The organism is Joostella sp. CR20, from assembly GCF_038433465.1.
In the GTDB taxonomy this organism is placed as follows: Bacteria; Bacteroidota; Bacteroidia; order Flavobacteriales; family Flavobacteriaceae; genus Galbibacter.
Window position 1 is genome coordinate 47,020 of record NZ_JAESVF010000009.1, and the last position, 16,705, is coordinate 63,724.

The 16,705-nt window shown below is 33.2% G+C and carries 20 protein-coding genes; 10 read left to right on the forward strand and 10 right to left on the reverse strand.

Going from position 1 to position 16,705, the window contains the following annotated elements:
• Nucleotides 1–12: 12 nt before the first annotated feature.
• From JMA43_RS11490 to ruvX, 6 genes are all read right to left on the reverse strand, one after another.
• Nucleotides 13–678, reverse strand: coding sequence for an NRDE family protein (locus tag JMA43_RS11490; protein WP_342156754.1), 666 nt, complete (start codon nucleotides 676–678; stop codon nucleotides 13–15).
• Nucleotides 666–1,172 (reverse strand): DinB family protein, encoded by a 507-nt coding sequence (locus tag JMA43_RS11495; protein ID WP_342156755.1) that lies wholly within the window; start codon nucleotides 1,170–1,172, stop codon nucleotides 666–668. The genes JMA43_RS11490 and JMA43_RS11495 overlap by 13 nt, the downstream gene beginning before the upstream one ends.
• A 173-nt stretch (nucleotides 1,173–1,345) precedes the next feature.
• Nucleotides 1,346–1,789, reverse strand: coding sequence for a DUF5606 family protein (locus JMA43_RS11500; RefSeq protein ID WP_342156756.1), 444 nt, complete (start codon nucleotides 1,787–1,789; stop codon nucleotides 1,346–1,348).
• A 57-nt stretch (nucleotides 1,790–1,846) separates the two neighbouring features.
• On the reverse strand, nucleotides 1,847–2,437 hold the full coding sequence (gene def, locus JMA43_RS11505) for a peptide deformylase (RefSeq protein ID WP_342156758.1): 591 nt from the start codon (nucleotides 2,435–2,437) through the stop codon (nucleotides 1,847–1,849).
• A 103-nt stretch (nucleotides 2,438–2,540) separates the two neighbouring features.
• A complete protein-coding gene (locus JMA43_RS11510; RefSeq protein ID WP_342156760.1) occupies nucleotides 2,541–2,960 on the reverse strand; it encodes a T9SS type A sorting domain-containing protein in 420 nt (139 codons plus the stop codon).
• Nucleotides 2,961–3,105: 145 nt separating this feature from the next.
• A complete protein-coding gene (gene ruvX, locus JMA43_RS11515; protein WP_342156761.1) occupies nucleotides 3,106–3,516 on the reverse strand; it encodes a Holliday junction resolvase RuvX in 411 nt (136 codons plus the stop codon).
• Between the two features lie 540 nt (nucleotides 3,517–4,056).
• On the opposite strand from ruvX, the gene JMA43_RS11520 reads away from it, so the two are divergent.
• Together JMA43_RS11520 and JMA43_RS11525 are read left to right on the forward strand one after the other, a co-directional pair.
• Nucleotides 4,057–4,872, forward strand: coding sequence for a 2,3,4,5-tetrahydropyridine-2,6-dicarboxylate N-succinyltransferase (locus JMA43_RS11520; RefSeq protein WP_342156763.1), 816 nt, complete (start codon nucleotides 4,057–4,059; stop codon nucleotides 4,870–4,872).
• A gap of 99 nt (nucleotides 4,873–4,971) precedes the next feature.
• Entirely contained in the window at nucleotides 4,972–5,736 is a 765-nt protein-coding gene (locus tag JMA43_RS11525) for a glycosyltransferase family 2 protein (RefSeq protein WP_342156764.1), read from the forward strand.
• A 16-nt stretch (nucleotides 5,737–5,752) separates the two neighbouring features.
• On the opposite strand, the gene JMA43_RS11530 is transcribed toward JMA43_RS11525, so the two are convergent.
• Together JMA43_RS11530 and JMA43_RS11535 are read right to left on the reverse strand one after the other, a co-directional pair.
• On the reverse strand, nucleotides 5,753–6,694 hold the full coding sequence (locus JMA43_RS11530; protein ID WP_342156765.1) for an NAD-dependent epimerase/dehydratase family protein: 942 nt from the start codon (nucleotides 6,692–6,694) through the stop codon (nucleotides 5,753–5,755).
• Between the two features lie 77 nt (nucleotides 6,695–6,771).
• Nucleotides 6,772–7,593 carry a glycosyltransferase family 2 protein gene (locus JMA43_RS11535; RefSeq protein ID WP_342156766.1) on the reverse strand — a complete coding sequence of 274 codons (822 nt, stop codon included), beginning with the start codon at nucleotides 7,591–7,593 and terminating at the stop codon, nucleotides 6,772–6,774.
• Nucleotides 7,594–7,707: 114 nt separating this feature from the next.
• Here JMA43_RS11535 and JMA43_RS11540 point away from each other — a divergent pair, with 114 nt between their 5' ends.
• The 7 genes from JMA43_RS11540 to JMA43_RS11570 all read left to right on the forward strand — a co-directional run bounded on the left by JMA43_RS11540 (nucleotide 7,708) and on the right by JMA43_RS11570 (nucleotide 13,876).
• The gene (locus JMA43_RS11540; protein WP_342156767.1) at nucleotides 7,708–8,547 is read left to right on the forward strand and encodes a glycosyltransferase; all 840 of its coding nucleotides are present in this window, start codon (nucleotides 7,708–7,710) and stop codon (nucleotides 8,545–8,547) included.
• A complete protein-coding gene (locus tag JMA43_RS11545) occupies nucleotides 8,547–9,107 on the forward strand; it encodes an L-threonylcarbamoyladenylate synthase (RefSeq protein WP_342156768.1) in 561 nt (186 codons plus the stop codon). Before JMA43_RS11540 ends, JMA43_RS11545 begins: the two co-directional genes overlap by 1 nt.
• A gap of 73 nt (nucleotides 9,108–9,180) precedes the next feature.
• Entirely contained in the window at nucleotides 9,181–9,558 is a 378-nt protein-coding gene (locus JMA43_RS11550; RefSeq protein WP_342156769.1) for a four helix bundle protein, read from the forward strand.
• Nucleotides 9,559–9,579: 21 nt separating this feature from the next.
• The gene (locus JMA43_RS11555) at nucleotides 9,580–11,016 is read left to right on the forward strand and encodes a CCA tRNA nucleotidyltransferase (RefSeq protein WP_342156770.1); all 1,437 of its coding nucleotides are present in this window, start codon (nucleotides 9,580–9,582) and stop codon (nucleotides 11,014–11,016) included.
• An 81-nt stretch (nucleotides 11,017–11,097) separates the two neighbouring features.
• Nucleotides 11,098–12,138: a COX15/CtaA family protein gene (locus JMA43_RS11560; RefSeq protein WP_342156771.1), complete on the forward strand. Its 1,041-nt coding sequence runs from the start codon at nucleotides 11,098–11,100 to the stop codon at nucleotides 12,136–12,138.
• Between the two features lie 109 nt (nucleotides 12,139–12,247).
• Nucleotides 12,248–12,757, forward strand: coding sequence for an IS1096 element passenger TnpR family protein (locus JMA43_RS11565; RefSeq protein WP_342156772.1), 510 nt, complete (start codon nucleotides 12,248–12,250; stop codon nucleotides 12,755–12,757).
• Between the two features lie 60 nt (nucleotides 12,758–12,817).
• Complete coding sequence (locus tag JMA43_RS11570) at nucleotides 12,818–13,876, forward strand: nucleoid-associated protein (protein ID WP_342156773.1); 1,059 nt, start codon at nucleotides 12,818–12,820, stop codon at nucleotides 13,874–13,876.
• Nucleotides 13,877–13,952: 76 nt separating this feature from the next.
• Here JMA43_RS11570 and JMA43_RS11575 read toward each other — a convergent pair whose 3' ends face one another.
• Entirely contained in the window at nucleotides 13,953–15,101 is a 1,149-nt protein-coding gene (locus JMA43_RS11575) for a cysteine desulfurase family protein (RefSeq protein WP_342156774.1), read from the reverse strand.
• A 93-nt stretch (nucleotides 15,102–15,194) separates the two neighbouring features.
• Here JMA43_RS11575 and JMA43_RS11580 point away from each other — a divergent pair, with 93 nt between their 5' ends.
• On the forward strand, nucleotides 15,195–16,112 hold the full coding sequence (locus JMA43_RS11580) for a hypothetical protein (protein ID WP_342156775.1): 918 nt from the start codon (nucleotides 15,195–15,197) through the stop codon (nucleotides 16,110–16,112).
• Nucleotides 16,113–16,158: 46 nt separating this feature from the next.
• Here the strand turns inward: JMA43_RS11580 and JMA43_RS11585 are convergent, their stop codons facing one another.
• Nucleotides 16,159–16,701, reverse strand: coding sequence for a DNA mismatch repair protein MutS (locus JMA43_RS11585; protein ID WP_342156777.1), 543 nt, complete (start codon nucleotides 16,699–16,701; stop codon nucleotides 16,159–16,161).
• Nucleotides 16,702–16,705 lie beyond the last annotated feature (4 nt).

Below are 16,705 nucleotides of genomic sequence, written 5' to 3' on the forward strand. Positions count from 1 at the left end.
GCGGTTAGACTTCTATATAAATTCTTTCTGATGTATTTCCTTCGGAAAATATTGCAATGTTGCTAACGAATTTTCAACAATAATTTGTGTTGTACTAACCGTTTGTACTTCTGGATGTTTTAACACAAATGAAGCTTCCTGATGAAGTTTTAAAATATCATTAGATTCTGTATTTCCTTCAGCTAAAAACTCCTGAAAAAACTCTTTTTTTGATTGCTGTATTTCTCGAGAATATAAAGTTGAAGACGACCATAACTGCGGGATACTTTTACTTAAAAACTGAAGATGCTTTTTTGTACCATCCCAAACTAAAACTTGTAAAAAATCGTCAATTAAAATAAGGGTGAACGGTTCGATATTTTCTAAATTTATTTCTTCTGAAAAAGTAGTAAAATCTGGATATTGAAAAGCTTCAAAAACAAAATGCCCTCTACTTTTTCTGTACGGCAAAATACGTGTATGTTTTTCGAATCCGCCATTTAGTATACAAGCTACTTTATTTTTTCCGTCAGTAGCAATCCAACTCCCGCCCTTTTCTTCGTCTATTGGCGCAATTAATTTTTTACCATTATTCAAATTTACCGTTTGTGGAGGTAAGGTTTTTCGCTTCGGACTTTCATCTCGATTCGAGGTCAGATAAAACCCGTTTTCAGCAGGAATATAACTTACTGTGCACATATATTTTTTCTTATAGTTGATGATGCCACACCAATATTTTCATCAATTTCAACTTGACAATCTAAAGTTTTGAATCCGATTTTTATAATTGCCAAATGATGTACTGTGTGTTCGATATTGTACATGAGTTCTCTATACAAATTAGTTGGAGTTTTAATTGGATTTTCGTTTTCGGTTAAAGCATACGAAGCTTCTAATTCCAACGAAATATTTGCAGTGCATGACTCTAAAAATTGCTTAATTTCATGAATAAGCTGTAAACTAAAGTTGGGTTGTGTTTCTAATTCTAAAGAGCGTTTTCGCTTATCATAATTTACAATTCCTGTTTCTAAACCCGAAATTAAACATTGGTAAAACTCTAAAATATGGCGAACGTGCATCCCTATTGAAGAATTGTTGAGCACCGAAAGTGGCATTGCATATTGCTTTGGCGTAAGAACGGTAATAATTGTCTGTAGTTGGTGTAAACAATTTGTGCTGGTTGGCTGAATCATATTGTAAATTTCATCAAATAAGTAGCTTTTTATTTTTATTCCTTACAACGTATGGTTAATTAGGTCAGTATTCAATAAAAAATCAAACTCACATTACTGAGTAAATTTACTAAAAAAAGGAAGCCTGCTAGATGAGCAGGCTTCCTTTTTATGAACATCTTATAAAAGATGTATTATTTTGCTTCTTCTTCCGAAGTAACTTCTTCGTTTGTAGCTTCCGTTTCTGGTGCATCAAAATCGGTAATTTCTTTATCAACTAATAAATTATACCACTGAATTACTTTTTTAATATCGCTTGGATAAACTTTGTCTTCGTCATAATCTGGAAGTACTTCAAAAAAGTATTCCTCTAATTTTATTTTAGATTCTTTATGACTAATACTTGTTTTTGCTCCGCTTTCTTTCTCTTTAATTTTATTAAAAACTTCTCTTAACGGAACTTCTTCTGTAAGTGTGTAAATTGCTATTTCAGATAATAAGCTTACATTATTTCTCAATCCTACACTTATTTTTTTCCCATCCAATAATGATTCAGCAACAAAACCACTTCTAGTTTGTGCTTTTAACTCATAAAGTCCAGGTTTCCCTGAAATGGCTAATATTTTATCTAAGCCCATAAATTCTATTTTTTTGAGATCGCAAATATCTATGCTTTGTTTATACTTTCAAAACGTTTAACGTGCTTTTTTAGCATCTGGAAAACGCATTTTATAATCTATTCTGATTTTTCCTTTTGAAATGTTGGAAAGCTTTCCTTTTAATAATCGTTTTTTAAGTGAAGAAAGTTTGTCGGTAAAAAGAACTCCTTCAATATGGTCGTATTCATGCTGAATAACACGTGCGGCTAACCCATCGAATTCTTCAACGTATTTATTAAAATCGGCGTCGAAATATTCAATTTTAATTTTCTCTTTTCTGCTAACATCTTCACGGATATCTGGAATACTTAAACAACCTTCGTTAAAAGCCCACTCCTCACCTGTTTCTTCAAGTATTTTTGGATTGACAAATACCTTTTTCAACCCAGTTAAAACGTCTTTCTCTTCTTGCGAAAGCTCGTCGTCATCGGCAAAAGCAGTGGCATCTATCACAAAAAGTCGAATAGGTAAACCTATTTGTGGTGCAGCCAATCCAACACCATAAGCGTTGTACATGGTTTCAAACATATTCTCAATAAGTTCGTCTAATTTTGGATACTCTTGAGGGATATCTTTGGCAACTTTTCTTAAAACAGGATCACCATATGCTACTATTGGTAATATCATAACAATTATTAAAATTAAGGTTGCAAAAATACAAAGTAATTCTAATAATGCTATGCAAAGATGTAAAAGATGCTTCAATTAATTTTAAATTGAAGCATCTGTATTATTTTACAATAACTTTTTTGGTAGCTTTAAAATTTAAAGAAGATACATTAAGCATGTAAATCCCTGGTCCAAACTCGGCTATGCTAAATGAAATTGATTTTTTTTCGGTTTCTAGTAACTTTACTACATTACCTGTAATATCGTAAAAAACCAATCGTTTTTTCTCATCGCCATCCATAGTGATATTTAACATATCTTTTCTATAAATAGGATTTGGATAAACTTTAATGGAGTCTTCTTGTGTAGAAAATTCTGGATATAAATCCAACACATCATTCAACGACCAAGTGGTTAACGTTGAATGATGGAATGAGGTCATGGACAATGATTTGGTGTGGGGCACATTCATTGTAGTTTTGCTTCCAAACATTGGAAAAGCAAATTGTAAGCATAAACATAAAAGTAGGGTAATTCTCATTTCATTCACAATATTTTTAAGTATTCATTCGTGGCACTATTACCACATAATAAACTAATTATCAGCACAAAATTACAAAAAAATATAAATGAGATTAAGATTTTAAGTTGTAAAAAGAACTTTTTTTCAACAAAAACATTAACAATTACTTATTATACAAGTATGATTGTAAAATAACTGTTGCGCTTACTTCATCAAGCAACGCTTTGTTACGGCGTTGTTTTTTCTTTACGCCACTATCAATCATACTTTGAAAAGCAATTTTTGAAGTAAAACGTTCGTCAATTCTTTCAATAGTAATCTCTGGAAGTTCAGCTTTAATTTTATCAATATAAGTAAGAATAACAGTTTCTACATCAGAAAACTCGTTGTTTAAACGCTTTGGCTGTCCCACAACAATTAAATCTACATTTTCTTCTGAAGTATACTTTTTTAAAAAAGATAAAAGTTCAGGTGTCGCCACAGTTGTCAAACCAGAAGCTATCATCTGTAACTCATCTGTAACTGCTATTCCTGTTCTTTTCTCTCCAAAATCTATTGCTAAAATTCTTCCCATTTGTTAGTATTTATACAAATTTACGCATTAAATGAAACTTAAAACATTCCGAAGTATTTATCGATATATTTTAAAATTTCAATATAATTTTCTCAAGCCAAGCTTATGGTGGCTATCTAAAACAACCTCAGTTCGATATAAATATCAATTTAGAGGAATTGTAATTGTCTTTTTTCCAATTATTTAACATTGTTTTCATTTTTGTCTTGACACAAAAACGAAACAAAAAGGTCAAGACAAATTCAAAAAGCATAAGAAAATCTACGGAACCATCCGCCACAGATAAAAAAACTCGCTACGCTCAAACAGCTTTTTATCTATTAGCCCACGCTGCTTCCTTGATTTTCAAAACTTTTTAAATAGGTCCATTTTATTGAATGTTTATAATTCTTATGTCAAACTCACGATAAAACATGTTTTTATTCTGAAAAAAATCACATCAGTTTTATTTTAAACAAAATGTTATAAAATGTTATAGTTATAAAATTTTAAGGCAAATAAAAAGATGCGTTTTATATTTGTAACAAAAATACACATTAAATGAACGAGATCCGTACAATTATCGAAAATGCCTGGGAAAACAGGAAATTGTTAAAAGAGGAAAACACTATAAAAACCATTAGAGAAGTTATTGCTTTATTAGATGAAGGAAAACTTCGCGTTGCAGAACCAACTGCCGATGGTTGGCAAGTAAACGAATGGGTGAAAAAAGCAGTAGTATTGTATTTCCCTATTCAGAAAATGGAAACTATTGAAGCTGGTCCGTTAGAATTTCATGATAAAATTCCTTTAAAAAGAAATTATGCCGAAAAAGGTATTCGTGTAGTCCCACATGCTGTTGCTAGACACGGAGCTTATATCTCAGCAGGAACTATTTTAATGCCTAGTTACGTTAATATCGGAGCTTATGTAGACGAAGGAACTATGGTAGATACATGGGCAACTGTAGGAAGTTGTGCGCAAATTGGTAAAAACGTTCACTTAAGTGGTGGTGTTGGAATTGGTGGTGTTTTAGAGCCATTACAAGCCGCTCCAGTTATTATCGAAGATAATGCGTTTATTGGTTCGCGTTGTATTGTTGTTGAAGGTGTTCGTGTAGAAAAAGAAGCCGTTCTTGGTGCCAATGTGGTATTAACTGCTTCGACCAAAATTATTGATGTTACTGGAGATGAACCTATAGAAATGAAAGGATATGTTCCTGCGCGTTCTGTAGTAATTCCAGGAAGTTACACCAAAAATTTTGCTGCTGGTCAATACAATGTTCCTTGTGCATTAATCATCGGGAAACGTAAAGAAAGTACCAACAAAAAGACTTCGCTTAATGATGCGTTACGCGAGTACGACGTTGCTGTATAAGTATTGCTGAAAAGTATAAATGATACAATCCGAAAAGCGTTATGTTTTTCGGATTTTTTTATTTTAAGTGAAGACAATATCTTTACAAAAATTCGAGACTTGAGCACAAAAGAAAAATTATCAGCAGTAATAATTACTTACAACGAAATTAACTACATTAAAAACTGTATTGAAAGTGTGCTTTTTGCTGATGAAATTATTGTAGTCGATTCATTCAGTACAGACGGAACGTGGGAGTATCTTGAAAGTCACCCAAAAGTAACTGCAGTGCAACATCCGTTTGAAAACTTTACCAAGCAAAAATCCTATGCGTTAAGTTTAGCAACTCACAATTGGATTTATTTTTTTGATGCTGATGAGCGTGTAACGCCAAAACTCGAAAAAGAAATTACAGAAACCATCAACAACCCAACTGCTAAAGATGCCTATTGGAACTACAGAACTTTTATGTTTAAAAACAAAAGACTGTATTTTAGCGGGTGGCAAACCGACAAAGTATATCGACTTTTCAAAAAAGACAAATGCCAATTTACCGACGAACGCATTGTTCATGAAACGCTAAAAGTAAATGGTTCTGAAGGGAAATTAAAAAACAAACTTCTTCATTATTCCTATAAAAATTACGACGATTATAAAGGAAAAATGATTAAATACGGACAATTAAAAGCCAAAGAAGCTTTTTTAAAAGGTAAAAAAAGTAATATTATCCAACAGTACTTAAGAGCATTTTGGAAGTTTTTTAACCACTATATTTTACGCTTCGGAATTTTAGATGGATTTAAAGGAATTACTATTTGCTACCTAAATGCATTAGGTGTTTTTGAACGTTTTAAAGAACAAAGACGTTTACAAAAAGAAGTTTAAAATCAATCTAAAAATATTACAAAAACTTTTTTCGGTACCAATCTACTTGCTTTTCTAAACCTGCTTCAAAAGAAGTTTCTGGTTCGTAATCAAGTAATTTTCTAGCTTTCTTTATCAAAGCAGTAGTTCGTAATTGATCGCCAGGTCGCGGAGGTGTTACTTCGATTTTGGCTTTTAAGCCAATAATTTTTTCTATCAATTCAATTCCTTGTTGCGTAGTATACTCAACATCCGAACCTATATTGATAATCTCTCCATTTACAACATCCTCTTTTCCTATTACAGTAGCCATCCCTTTTACAATATCCCCTACATAAGTAAAGCTACGCGAGTGTTTTTCACTACCTTCAAAAAGAGGAAAAGCTGTTTGATCGTAAATTGATTTAATCAACTTTGTATATAACTTTTCAGGACGCTCTCGTGGTCCGTAAACAGAGTATAATCGTAACGAACAAGCTTTTAATTTCCCTGTGCGTTGTTCTCCTAAAACAAGTTGCTCGGCTGCGAGTTTTGTAGTTCCGTAATAGGAAATTGGTTTTGGTAAGGCGGTCTCAGGCAAAGTAGCTTCTTTTCCATAAATTGAGGAAGTAGCTATGTTTACAAACAATTTTAAGTTTGGAGAATTTTGCTTGATAAAGTCAAGTAAATTTTGAGTCGCAAAAATATTGTTCTGCACATATTCATCTAACGAGGTAGTTGCAGAAATACCTGGCTGCGCAGCAAAATGAAACACATAATCGAATGTTGTCGAAATTTTTGATGCTAAATCATCATTTAAATCGGCTTCAATAAAAGTAACTCCTGCTTTTTTAATATCTTCTAAATTAAGCTGTTTTAATGCAGGGTCGTAATATTCAGAAAAATTATCAATTCCAAACACCTCGTGTTCTTGACTTGCAAAAAATTCTGCTGTATGCGATCCTATAAAACCTGCTGCACCAGTTACTAATATTTTCATGTGTTTTATTTATCTTCTTAAAAACTTCTACAAAAGTAAACTTTATTAAAAAAGCTCAATCCTTATTCGCTATCGATTTATTTTTTTACTATTCCGAAGTCAGTCCAAACAGATTTACTATCGCGTGTATGTTTCCTGATGGCATTGTTTTTAGCAATACTTTCTTCGTTTTTATATCCTCTAGAATGATCCAAATGAATACAAGTGGTACTGTAACGAATTTGTTTGGATTTTATTCCATTGTTTATCATTCGCTCTCCCAATTCGCAATCTTGACCTCCGTATTGCATACGTTCGTCCATACCATTTACAGCCACAATATCTTCTTTCCAACCAGAAGAATTATTACCATTCCAAGTAGCTTTTGTAGGTGTTATAAAGTTTAGAAAGTCTGCCTTTGTTTTACTTTGAGTGAGTTTATTCAACTTAAAAGAACTCGGCACTCCATTTTCTTTCAACCACTTAATGTCAAAACATTTTCCCGACAGAATATCTTCTTTACTTATTTGTTTTGAAGTACTCATTGGCAATTTAAAATATCCGCCAGACAAAAAATATCCTTTTTCTTTTAAATCATTATGGACTTTTAAAAAATCGGGCCTTGGAATACAGTCTCCATCACTCATTACAATATAAGGAGTTTCGCAAGCTACTATTGCTTTATTCAATATTTTCGATTTCTGAAACCCGTCATCTTCTTGCCAAACATGCTTTATAGGAAAGAAAACTTCTGCTTGCATTTTATCCAAAAGCTCTTTGGTTGACGGCTTTGAACCGTCATCTGCAATGACCATTTCAAAATCTTTAAATTCTTGATTTTGGTATCCCCACAATACCTTTTCTAGCCAAGCTTCGGAATTGTAAGTACTTATAATGATGGATAGCGATTTATTGCTCATTTCAGATAATTTAAAATACTAAATCAAAAAAACTTAAATTTGAAATCTAAAGTAGAACAAAAGTACACAATCTTTTTCTCTACCCTATTTTATAGAAAAAATATATTCCAAACTATGTTTGAACATTACATCATCACTCGATTTAACCTAAGAAAAGACGATTGGAAAACTTCAAAAAACAACAGTCCTGTTTTAACTGAAGAATGGTTAAAAAACAGATTTGAATTATTTGAAAAATTCTGTTTACCAAGTGTAAAGTTTCAGACAAACACAAATTTTAAATGGCTTGTTTTTTTTGATAAAAATACTCCTGAGAAGTATAAAAACATCATAACTACCTATCAAAAAGAGTTTGAAAATTTTGTCCCAATATACGTAGACGGAATGTCAAAATTTTTACCGACCATTCAAGAATTTTTAAACAAATCTTCTGCAGATTACTTAATCACCTCCAGAATTGATAATGACGATACTATCAGTATTAATTATGTTGATGAAATTCAGAAAAAATTTGATTCTCAAGAATATACTGGAATTGATTTTTTAGACGGCTATACTTTACAAGTCAATCCAGATATTAAAGTTGGAAAGCGTAAACAGGCATACAATCCATTCATTTCATTAATCGAAAAAAACAATAATCCTAAAAGTGTTTGGCATAAAACACATTCGGGATGGAAGAAAGAAAAAAAGGTAATGAGAGTTGAAAATAATAGAATTTGGATGTCTATTATACATTTTGAGAATAAAATTAATGAGTTTGTTGGTTACGATGAAGTGGATTTAGAACACTTATTCAATGAGTTTAAAATTGATGAGAATGTTCAAAATGAAGTTCTAAAATCTCACATTCCTGTATCTAATTGGAAAACTCTTAGTACTAAAAACAAGATCTCATCTCAGTGGAGAACTTTTTATAAAGATTTGAAAAGATCGCTAAACCTCTATAAATAATGCACCAAGAAATACAAAACACGCTCGAGGTCCTCAATAATGGCGGACTCATACTCTACCCAACCGATACTGTTTGGGGAATTGGTTGCGATGCTACCAACCCAGAGGCTATTAAAAAAGTTTATGAGTTAAAAAAAAGAGACGACAGCAAAGCGCTCATTTGTTTGGTTTCCGATACGCGTATGCTTCAAAAATATGTTTATGAAATTCCAGATGCGGCCTACGACATTATCGAACTTGCAACAAAACCAACAACTATCATTTACGATCGTCCGTTAAATGTGGCTCCAAACATAGTTGCTCCCGATGATACCTTGGCTATTCGAGTAGCTTCCGACGAGTTTTGTCAAAAACTTATCAGGCAGTTTAAACGACCGTTGGTTTCTACTTCTGCAAATATAAGTGGAATGCCAACACCGCAAAGCTTTTCAGAAATTACCCCAGAAATTTTAAAAGGTGTAGACTATGTGGTAAATTTGCATCGCGAAAAATCTAGCAGTCGCCCGTCTTCTATAATTAAAATTGGAAACGATGCCACTGTAAAGGTTATTCGTAAGTAAATTAGTTGGCAGTACCAGTTGGCAGCAAACAGTTTGTGTCTACAGCTAACAACTGCTCGAAAATAAAAAAAGTATGAATTTCAAAGAACTCATAGCGTATCAAAAAGCTTTCTCTTTAGCAATGCTAATCTTTGAAATCTCTAAAACATTTCCAAAAGAAGAGATTTACTCTTTAACGGATCAAATAAGGAGGAGTTCTAGAAGTGTTGCTTCTAATATTGCCGAAGCATATAGAAAAAGAAATTATCCTAAGCATTTTTATAGTAAGCTTACAGATTGTGATGCTGAAAATTCTGAAACTCAAGTTTGGCTTTCTTTTGCTTACAAGTGCAATTATATCAATAAAGAGAGTTATTTAAAATTAATTAGTGAAAGTGATGAAATAGGGAAGCTTATAAATTACATGCTCTTAAACCCTCATAAATTTGGCGTAAAAACTGCTGAACACTGAACACTGAACACTGAACACTAAGTGAAAAAGAACAATTATACTAAAGCGATTCATAATCCAATTTTTGAAATCATCCAAAAAGCTACTGCTTCTGTCGGAACAAAAAGCTTTGTAATTGGTGGTTTTGTACGCGATTTTTTATTAAAACGTGGTACCCCAAAAGATATCGACATTGTCGCTTTGGGAAGCGGTATTGATTTGGCAGAAAAAGTTGCTGATTTACTTCCTAAAAAAACAAAAGTTTCGGTTTTTAAAAACTTTGGTACTGCAATGCTACGCCATGAAGATTTGGAAATTGAATTTGTTGGAGCCCGTAAAGAAAGTTACCATTTTGATAGCAGAAAGCCTGTTGTTGAAAACGGTACGCTTGAAGACGATCAAAACCGAAGAGATTTTACCATTAATGCTTTGGCGATTTCTTTAAATGAAGATACCTACGGAACTTTATTAGACCCTTTTGATGGCGTTTCTGATTTACAGAAAAAAATTATCCGAACTCCTTTAGATCCAGATATTACATATTCCGACGATCCGCTTCGAATGATGCGCGCTATTCGGTTTGCATCGCAATTAAATTTTACTATTGAAGCGACTTCGCTAGCCGCTATCAAAAAAAATAAAAATCGAATTAAAATTATTTCTTACGAACGAATTGTTGACGAGCTAAATAAAATACTACTCAGCAAAAAACCTTCAGTTGGATTTTCTCTTTTATTCGAAACAGGACTCCTGCAAATTATTATGCCTGAGTTAACCAATTTACAAGGAATTGAAGAAAAAGAAGGACAGCGCCACAAAGATAATTTTTGGCACACGTTAGAGGTTGTCGATAACATCGCTCAAAACACAGACGATTTATGGCTACGATGGGCTGCACTACTACATGATATCGGGAAAGCTCCTACCAAACGCTTTGACGAAAAAATTGGATGGACGTTTCACGGACACGAATTTGTAGGTTCTAAAATGGTGTACAAACTTTTTAAGCGTTTACACATGCCATTAAATGATAAAATGAAATTGGTACAAAAGCTTGTTTTAATGAGTTCTCGACCTATCGTTTTGGCACAAGATATTGTAACCGATTCTGCAGTTAGGCGACTTATTTTTGATGCGGGCGACAATGTTGAAGATTTAATGACACTTTGTGAAGCCGATATCACAACCAAAAATCCGAAACGTTTTAAAAAGTACAATAACAACTTTAAAATTGTTCGTCAGAAAATTGCTGAAGTTGAAGAACGAGATCATGTACGTAACTTTCAACCGCCTGTAGATGGTGCCGAAATTATGGAAGTGTTCAACATCAAACCTTCAAGAGAAATAGGAATTATTAAAGAAGCCATCAAAGAAGCTATTTTAGAAGGCGAAATTCCAAACGAACACGATGCCGCGTACGCATTTATGCTTGAAAGAGGAAAAAAACTAGGCTTAACACCTGTTGAAAAAAGTAAATAATAAAAAATATAGAGTCGCTAAAAAAGGTTTATTCTTACTAAAATATAGCAATACTCTATTTAAAGCTTTGACCTTGATATAATGAAAAAAAACTTCAGAAAAATAGCAAAAATCACACTCGTTTTAGTGTACTTGGTCATTATTGCAGGAGCAGTTGTACGAATGACAGGAAGCGGAATGGGATGTCCGGATTGGCCAAAATGTTTTGGATATTACATCCCTCCTACCGAAATTTCTCAGTTAGAATGGCAACCAGAGCGTACTTTCAAAAAAGGACAAGTAATTATTGTTGACGAAACTCTTAAAATAGCAAAAGAAGATTTTACAACAGGAGCTTCCTACAACGAATCGCATTGGGAAACATACACCAAACACGACTATGCAAAATTCAATCCTTCGCATACTTGGGTTGAATATATAAACCGTTTGTTTGGTGCTTTAGCAGGTTTTGCAACACTTATTTTGGCATTTGCTTCGTTAAAATTCAGAAAAGAAAACATATGGATTCCTATTTTAGCATGGCTTACCGTTTTCGGAATGGGATTTCAAGCGTGGCTCGGCGCCACAGTTGTTTATTCAGTTTTGGCACCAGTTAGAATTACGCTACACATGGTAATGGCTCTCGTTATTGTTGCTTTTATTTTGATTATAATTTATCAAACTAAAGAAAAAAGTCAGCGTTTTATCAGCAATAAATTATTTACATCAACCTTAATTATTGCTATTGTTCTTACACTTGTTCAAATAGTTTTGGGTACGCAAGTCCGACAATTTATAGACGAACAAACCAATCATTTTGGAGAAATTGCTAAAAGCGAATGGTTGTCAAACCCAACAATCGATTTCTACATTCACAGGTCACTATCGGTTTTGGTATTTTTAGTGACACTTTATTTATTCTTCAGAAACAAAAAATTACAATTAGGTTTTAGCAAAGTAAATTGGATTGTAGCTTGTATTGTTCTTGAAATATTTACAGGAATTGCCATGTATTATTTTCATTTCCCTTTTGGAAGTCAAGCATCGCACCTCGTAATTGCTTCAGTACTTTTCGGAATTCAATTTTACATGTTACTCGAAGTTTTTTCAGCTAAAAATAAGTCCCTCAAAACAAATCTCTAAGCAAATTCAACTTGTAATTTGTTAATATTTTTTTGAGGAGGATTTGGATATCGTACCCATTTTAAACCGAAATCTTTGTAACTTGCACCTCCTTGAAAAAATAAAATCCATGATCTATAAATTTAGAATAATATTAGACCTCGAAGAAGATGTTTTTAGAGATATCGAAGTTGAAGGAAACAGTACTTTAGAAGACTTTCACAATGCTGTTTCGCAAGCTTTTGGTTTTGACGGAACCGAAATGGCTTCCTTTTACGAAAGCGACGAAGAATGGACTCAAGGAGAAGAATTTGCGCTTTTCGATATGAGTGAAACTGGTAGCGATGTGCGTTTAATGTCGGAAACATATATTGAAGATATTTTAGACGAAAACCACAGAAACTTAATCTACGTGTACGACTTTTTTAGTATGTGGACATTTTTTGTGGAACTTGCAGATATTGCTGAAAAGGAAGATGGAAAAAGCTATCCAAACTTAATGTACGTACACGGGCAATTGCCAGATGCGCCTCCTGTTAAAAAGTTTGAAGCTGAAGATTTGTCTGAAAACATGGAAGATGAAGACGATTTTGATATCGATAGCTACGACGATTTTGATTTTGACGAGCACTGGAATTAATAGCCAAAATAATTTCCCCTATACACTAAAACCCTCTTAATTTTAAAATTTAACTTTTAAATGATCAATTTATATCAAACACAAATTGAAAGTCTTTCTATTCACAGAATTGGGAATAAAAGCAAAAACGAAGGGACTTTTTTTTCTGAAGAACCTTACCGTTTAAATGATGAAATTACTGGGTTACTAAAAGAGTATTTCTTTAAACCTTTTCGAGAAAAAGAAGAAAACTACTACCGTTTTGATCACGAAGTAGATTTGGAATACAACGAACTTTACACCATGGCTTCAGAAATTTTTGAAGATCCAGCAAGTATTCATAAAATCTCAAAAAGTATTGCCACACATTTGTACGATCAATCAAATCACCCACATATTAAAAGTGGAGAAGTTTATGTTACCTATTTAAACGATGTGGTAATCGACAACGAAAAGATAAATGCCATCGGGATTTTTAAATCGGAGTTGAAACACGACTTCTTAGAATTTGAAGAAAAAGGAACCAATTTAGAAATTCTAATCCGACAAGGGATCAACATCAACAAATTGGATAAAGGTTGCCTCATTATCAATAAAAATAAAGAAGACGGTTTTAAAATTTTATCGGTAGATAGCAACCGTTACGACACCAAATATTGGCTTGAAAACTTTTTGTGTGTAGATGCTTTAACAGATGAAACCTTCTTCACTAAAAAATATTTAAAATTCTGTCAAGACTTTGCCAAAGACGTAGTATTACCTGCGGAAGACAAAAAAGAAGAAGTAATGTTTATGAATCGCGCGGTAAACCATTTTGCAAAAAATGACGATTTTGAAGAAACTAGCTTTTTAAATGAAGTGATGGACAACCCAGACTTGATTCCTGAGTTTAAAAACTACAAAACCGAAAAAGGACCAAAATACAGTATTGAAGATGTTTCGTCGTTTCCGATTGCAAACAAAGCCGTATCGGATGCGCGTAAGAAAATTAAAAATGTAATTAATCTCGATACCAATATTCAGATAAAAATGGATTTTATCAACCCAGAATCAGCAGAGAAATTTGTTGAAAAAGGATGGGATGAAGAAAAACAAATGTACTACTACCTCGTGTATTTCAATAAAGAACAAAAGAGCTAGTTAATACAAAACACAAACAAAAAAGCGTTTCCAAATTAAGGAAACGCTTTTTTATTTATAATCGTGAAATTGAATTTTAACTATTGGCAAACTCTTTTAAGCATGCTACAACATAATCCAATTCTTCTTTAGTATTGAATTTTGAAAACGAAAACCTAACCGATGGTTTTTGCGCATCTTCTTCATTTAAAATTTCGGTTAATACATGCGATCCTGCTGAGCTTCCACTTTGGCAAGCACTTCCTTTTGAGCACGCAATCCCTTTAATATCTAACTGAAACAACAACATAGCTCCTTTTTCTGGAGTTAACGGTAAACATGCGTTTACGAGCGTATACGTACTCTTTTCCTTTTTGGCACAATTTCCGTTAAACTTTACTCCAGGGAGTGCTTTAGAAAGTTCTTCCATAAAATATTCTTTCAATTCCGTTACATAAGTACGTTCTTCATCCAAACTGTCGTAAGCTTGCACAAAGGCTTCTTCTAGACCTACAATATTATGGAAAGGCTCGGTACCAGCTCTAAAACCACGTTCTTGCGCTCCACCGTGAATTAACTGTTTCATCGGAATATTTTTTCTGATAAAAGCAAAACCAATTCCTTTTGGCCCATGAAATTTATGAGCTGCCGCAGCCATAAAATCGACTTTAGTTTTTTGCACATCCCATTCCCAATGCCCAATTGACTGAACCGTATCTGAATGAAACAACGCATCGTATTCTTTACATTTATCAGCAAACGCATCAATATCGATCATGTTTCCAATTTCGTTATTTACATGCATCAAACTCACCAATGTTTTTTCAGAACTTTCTTTTAATAACGACTCTAAATCTTCAAGGCTTGGGGTTCCGCAGTCATTCAGTTTAACATAAGAAACTTTAATTCCGTATTCATCTTCCAATTGTTCCACCGTGTGTAAAACCGCGTGATGTTCAATTTTAGAAGTTATAATGTGTTTTATTTCAAGGTCGCGAACAGCACAACGTAAAATCATATTGTCCGCCTCGGTACCACCCGATGTAAAAATAATTTCTGAGGGACTCGCATTTAGTCGCTTTGCGATGGTTTTTCTGGCTTTTTCAATTTGGGTTTTTGCCGATCTTCCAAAACTATGCGTAGAAGATGGATTTCCGTAAAATGTTGCCAAGGCTTCTTGCATTTTGGCAATTACTTCTTCTCTTACCTGCGTAGTAGCAGCACTGTCTAAATACACTTTTTGCATAGGCGCAAAAGTAGTTTTAAATAAAATTATTCGCAATAAATTTCGTTATAACTTAGTATGTTTTACTTTTGTTTCAGTTTAAATAAATTTAATATGAGAAGATTCTTCTTTTTGGTACTTCTAATTGCAATGGCAAGTTGCGATGACGGCGATTTTATAATAGAAACTCTAGAGTTTGACGACACCGAAATTGGTGATGCTTGTGCATTGGATGGAGTTCTTACGCTTTATAAAATTTCAGAAAATAAAAATGAAGCACTTATCATGAAGATTACTTCAAATACGATAAACTTTACTTCGGAAGATTCTCTCGAGTTTACCATTAACAACAACACAAACAAAGTGCTATACAGAGCCTTTGACAATGAAGTAACGAGTTCTTATTTTTGTCAAACTATTCCACCAACTGCACCGCTTGTAACGCAAGAATGGTACGCTCCTAGCGGAACTATAAGAATTGTAACCAAACTTGAAAACGATGATGAAGACGGAATTCCTTCAGAATTAGAAGGTGTTGTGTACAATGAAGATGGAACGGTAAATGATGCTGAATCTCAAGATAGCGACGGCGATGGGATACCTGATTATATTGATAGAGACGACGACGACGATAATGTACTTACTTCAGAAGAGATTGATTTTAATGATAATAATGAAATTATTTTTATTGATACTGATGGAGACGGTATTCCGAATTACTTAGACAATAACGACGATAATGATGATGTCCTTACGATTGATGAAGATATCAATGGAGATGGAAAACCAGAAAATGATACCACAGTAATTGAGGGGGAAAAAGTTCCAAACTATTTAACAACAGTTGCAAATACAAAAACAACTGATGTTGCTGGAAGAAATAAAAACGAATATTACTCTGTTTATACAACTACCATAAAAATTGTGGATGGTTTTAAACTTATTACTGATGATAGTGAGGAAATAAAATTTGATTTAGATGAATATATCTATGGTGAAATTATAGAAACAGAAACCAATACTGAAAATTAAGAAGTAAAAAAGCGAACTTAAATGTTCGCTTTTTTTATACGCTATTTTATCCGTTTTGATAAATATAAACCTCAGTAGCTCCTAGTCCGTATTTTTGGTAATCGGCATCGTAAAAAGTAATATTACTATACCTTCCAAAGAGATATTCGAGTTCGGTTCTTAATACGCCCTCCCCTACACCGTGTATAAAAACTATTTTCGGAATTCTGTTTTTTATAGCAAATTCTAGTTTATGTTTTGCTGTATCTACTTGTAAATTTAGCATATCAAAATTGGTCATTCCACGAGTTGATTCTACAAGTTTCCCTATGTGTAAATCAACCTCCATTGCAGGAACCACTTTTGAGGTTTTTACAGATTTTCTCTTCTGTTTAATTCCTTTTTGCTTTTCGGCAACTGCATGAAAAACATCAATATTACTCACTTTTAATTCATCGGTTGCAGAAATTTTCACCAATTCGTTTTCTTGAAATTCCAACGGAAATCCATCTTCCGTAGTAATAAAAACAGTAGCGCTATCAATTTTAGAAACAACACCTTTTATGGCATCGTCTATTGCTTCAACCCGATCGCCAATTTTAAACTTCATTTAT

Coding starts and splice junctions, on each gene's coding strand:
- JMA43_RS11580 (WP_342156775.1), top strand. CDS start 15,195: ATGAGAAGATTCTTCTTTTTGGTACTTCTAATTGCAATGGCAAGTTGC.
- JMA43_RS11490 (WP_342156754.1), bottom strand. CDS start 678: ATGTGCACAGTAAGTTATATTCCTGCTGAAAACGGGTTTTATCTGACC.
- JMA43_RS11550 (WP_342156769.1), top strand. CDS start 9,181: ATGAATTTCAAAGAACTCATAGCGTATCAAAAAGCTTTCTCTTTAGCA.
- JMA43_RS11495 (WP_342156755.1), bottom strand. CDS start 1,172: ATGATTCAGCCAACCAGCACAAATTGTTTACACCAACTACAGACAATT.
- JMA43_RS11500 (WP_342156756.1), bottom strand. CDS start 1,789: ATGGGCTTAGATAAAATATTAGCCATTTCAGGGAAACCTGGACTTTAT.
- ruvX (WP_342156761.1), bottom strand. CDS start 3,516: ATGGGAAGAATTTTAGCAATAGATTTTGGAGAGAAAAGAACAGGAATA.
- JMA43_RS11540 (WP_342156767.1), top strand. CDS start 7,708: ATGTTTGAACATTACATCATCACTCGATTTAACCTAAGAAAAGACGAT.
- JMA43_RS11510 (WP_342156760.1), bottom strand. CDS start 2,960: ATGAGAATTACCCTACTTTTATGTTTATGCTTACAATTTGCTTTTCCA.
- JMA43_RS11560 (WP_342156771.1), top strand. CDS start 11,098: ATGAAAAAAAACTTCAGAAAAATAGCAAAAATCACACTCGTTTTAGTG.
- JMA43_RS11565 (WP_342156772.1), top strand. CDS start 12,248: ATGATCTATAAATTTAGAATAATATTAGACCTCGAAGAAGATGTTTTT.
- JMA43_RS11530 (WP_342156765.1), bottom strand. CDS start 6,694: ATGAAAATATTAGTAACTGGTGCAGCAGGTTTTATAGGATCGCATACA.
- JMA43_RS11535 (WP_342156766.1), bottom strand. CDS start 7,593: ATGAGCAATAAATCGCTATCCATCATTATAAGTACTTACAATTCCGAA.
- JMA43_RS11520 (WP_342156763.1), top strand. CDS start 4,057: ATGAACGAGATCCGTACAATTATCGAAAATGCCTGGGAAAACAGGAAA.
- def (WP_342156758.1), bottom strand. CDS start 2,437: ATGATATTACCAATAGTAGCATATGGTGATCCTGTTTTAAGAAAAGTT.
- JMA43_RS11570 (WP_342156773.1), top strand. CDS start 12,818: ATGATCAATTTATATCAAACACAAATTGAAAGTCTTTCTATTCACAGA.
- JMA43_RS11545 (WP_342156768.1), top strand. CDS start 8,547: ATGCACCAAGAAATACAAAACACGCTCGAGGTCCTCAATAATGGCGGA.
- JMA43_RS11575 (WP_342156774.1), bottom strand. CDS start 15,101: ATGCAAAAAGTGTATTTAGACAGTGCTGCTACTACGCAGGTAAGAGAA.
- JMA43_RS11585 (WP_342156777.1), bottom strand. CDS start 16,701: ATGAAGTTTAAAATTGGCGATCGGGTTGAAGCAATAGACGATGCCATA.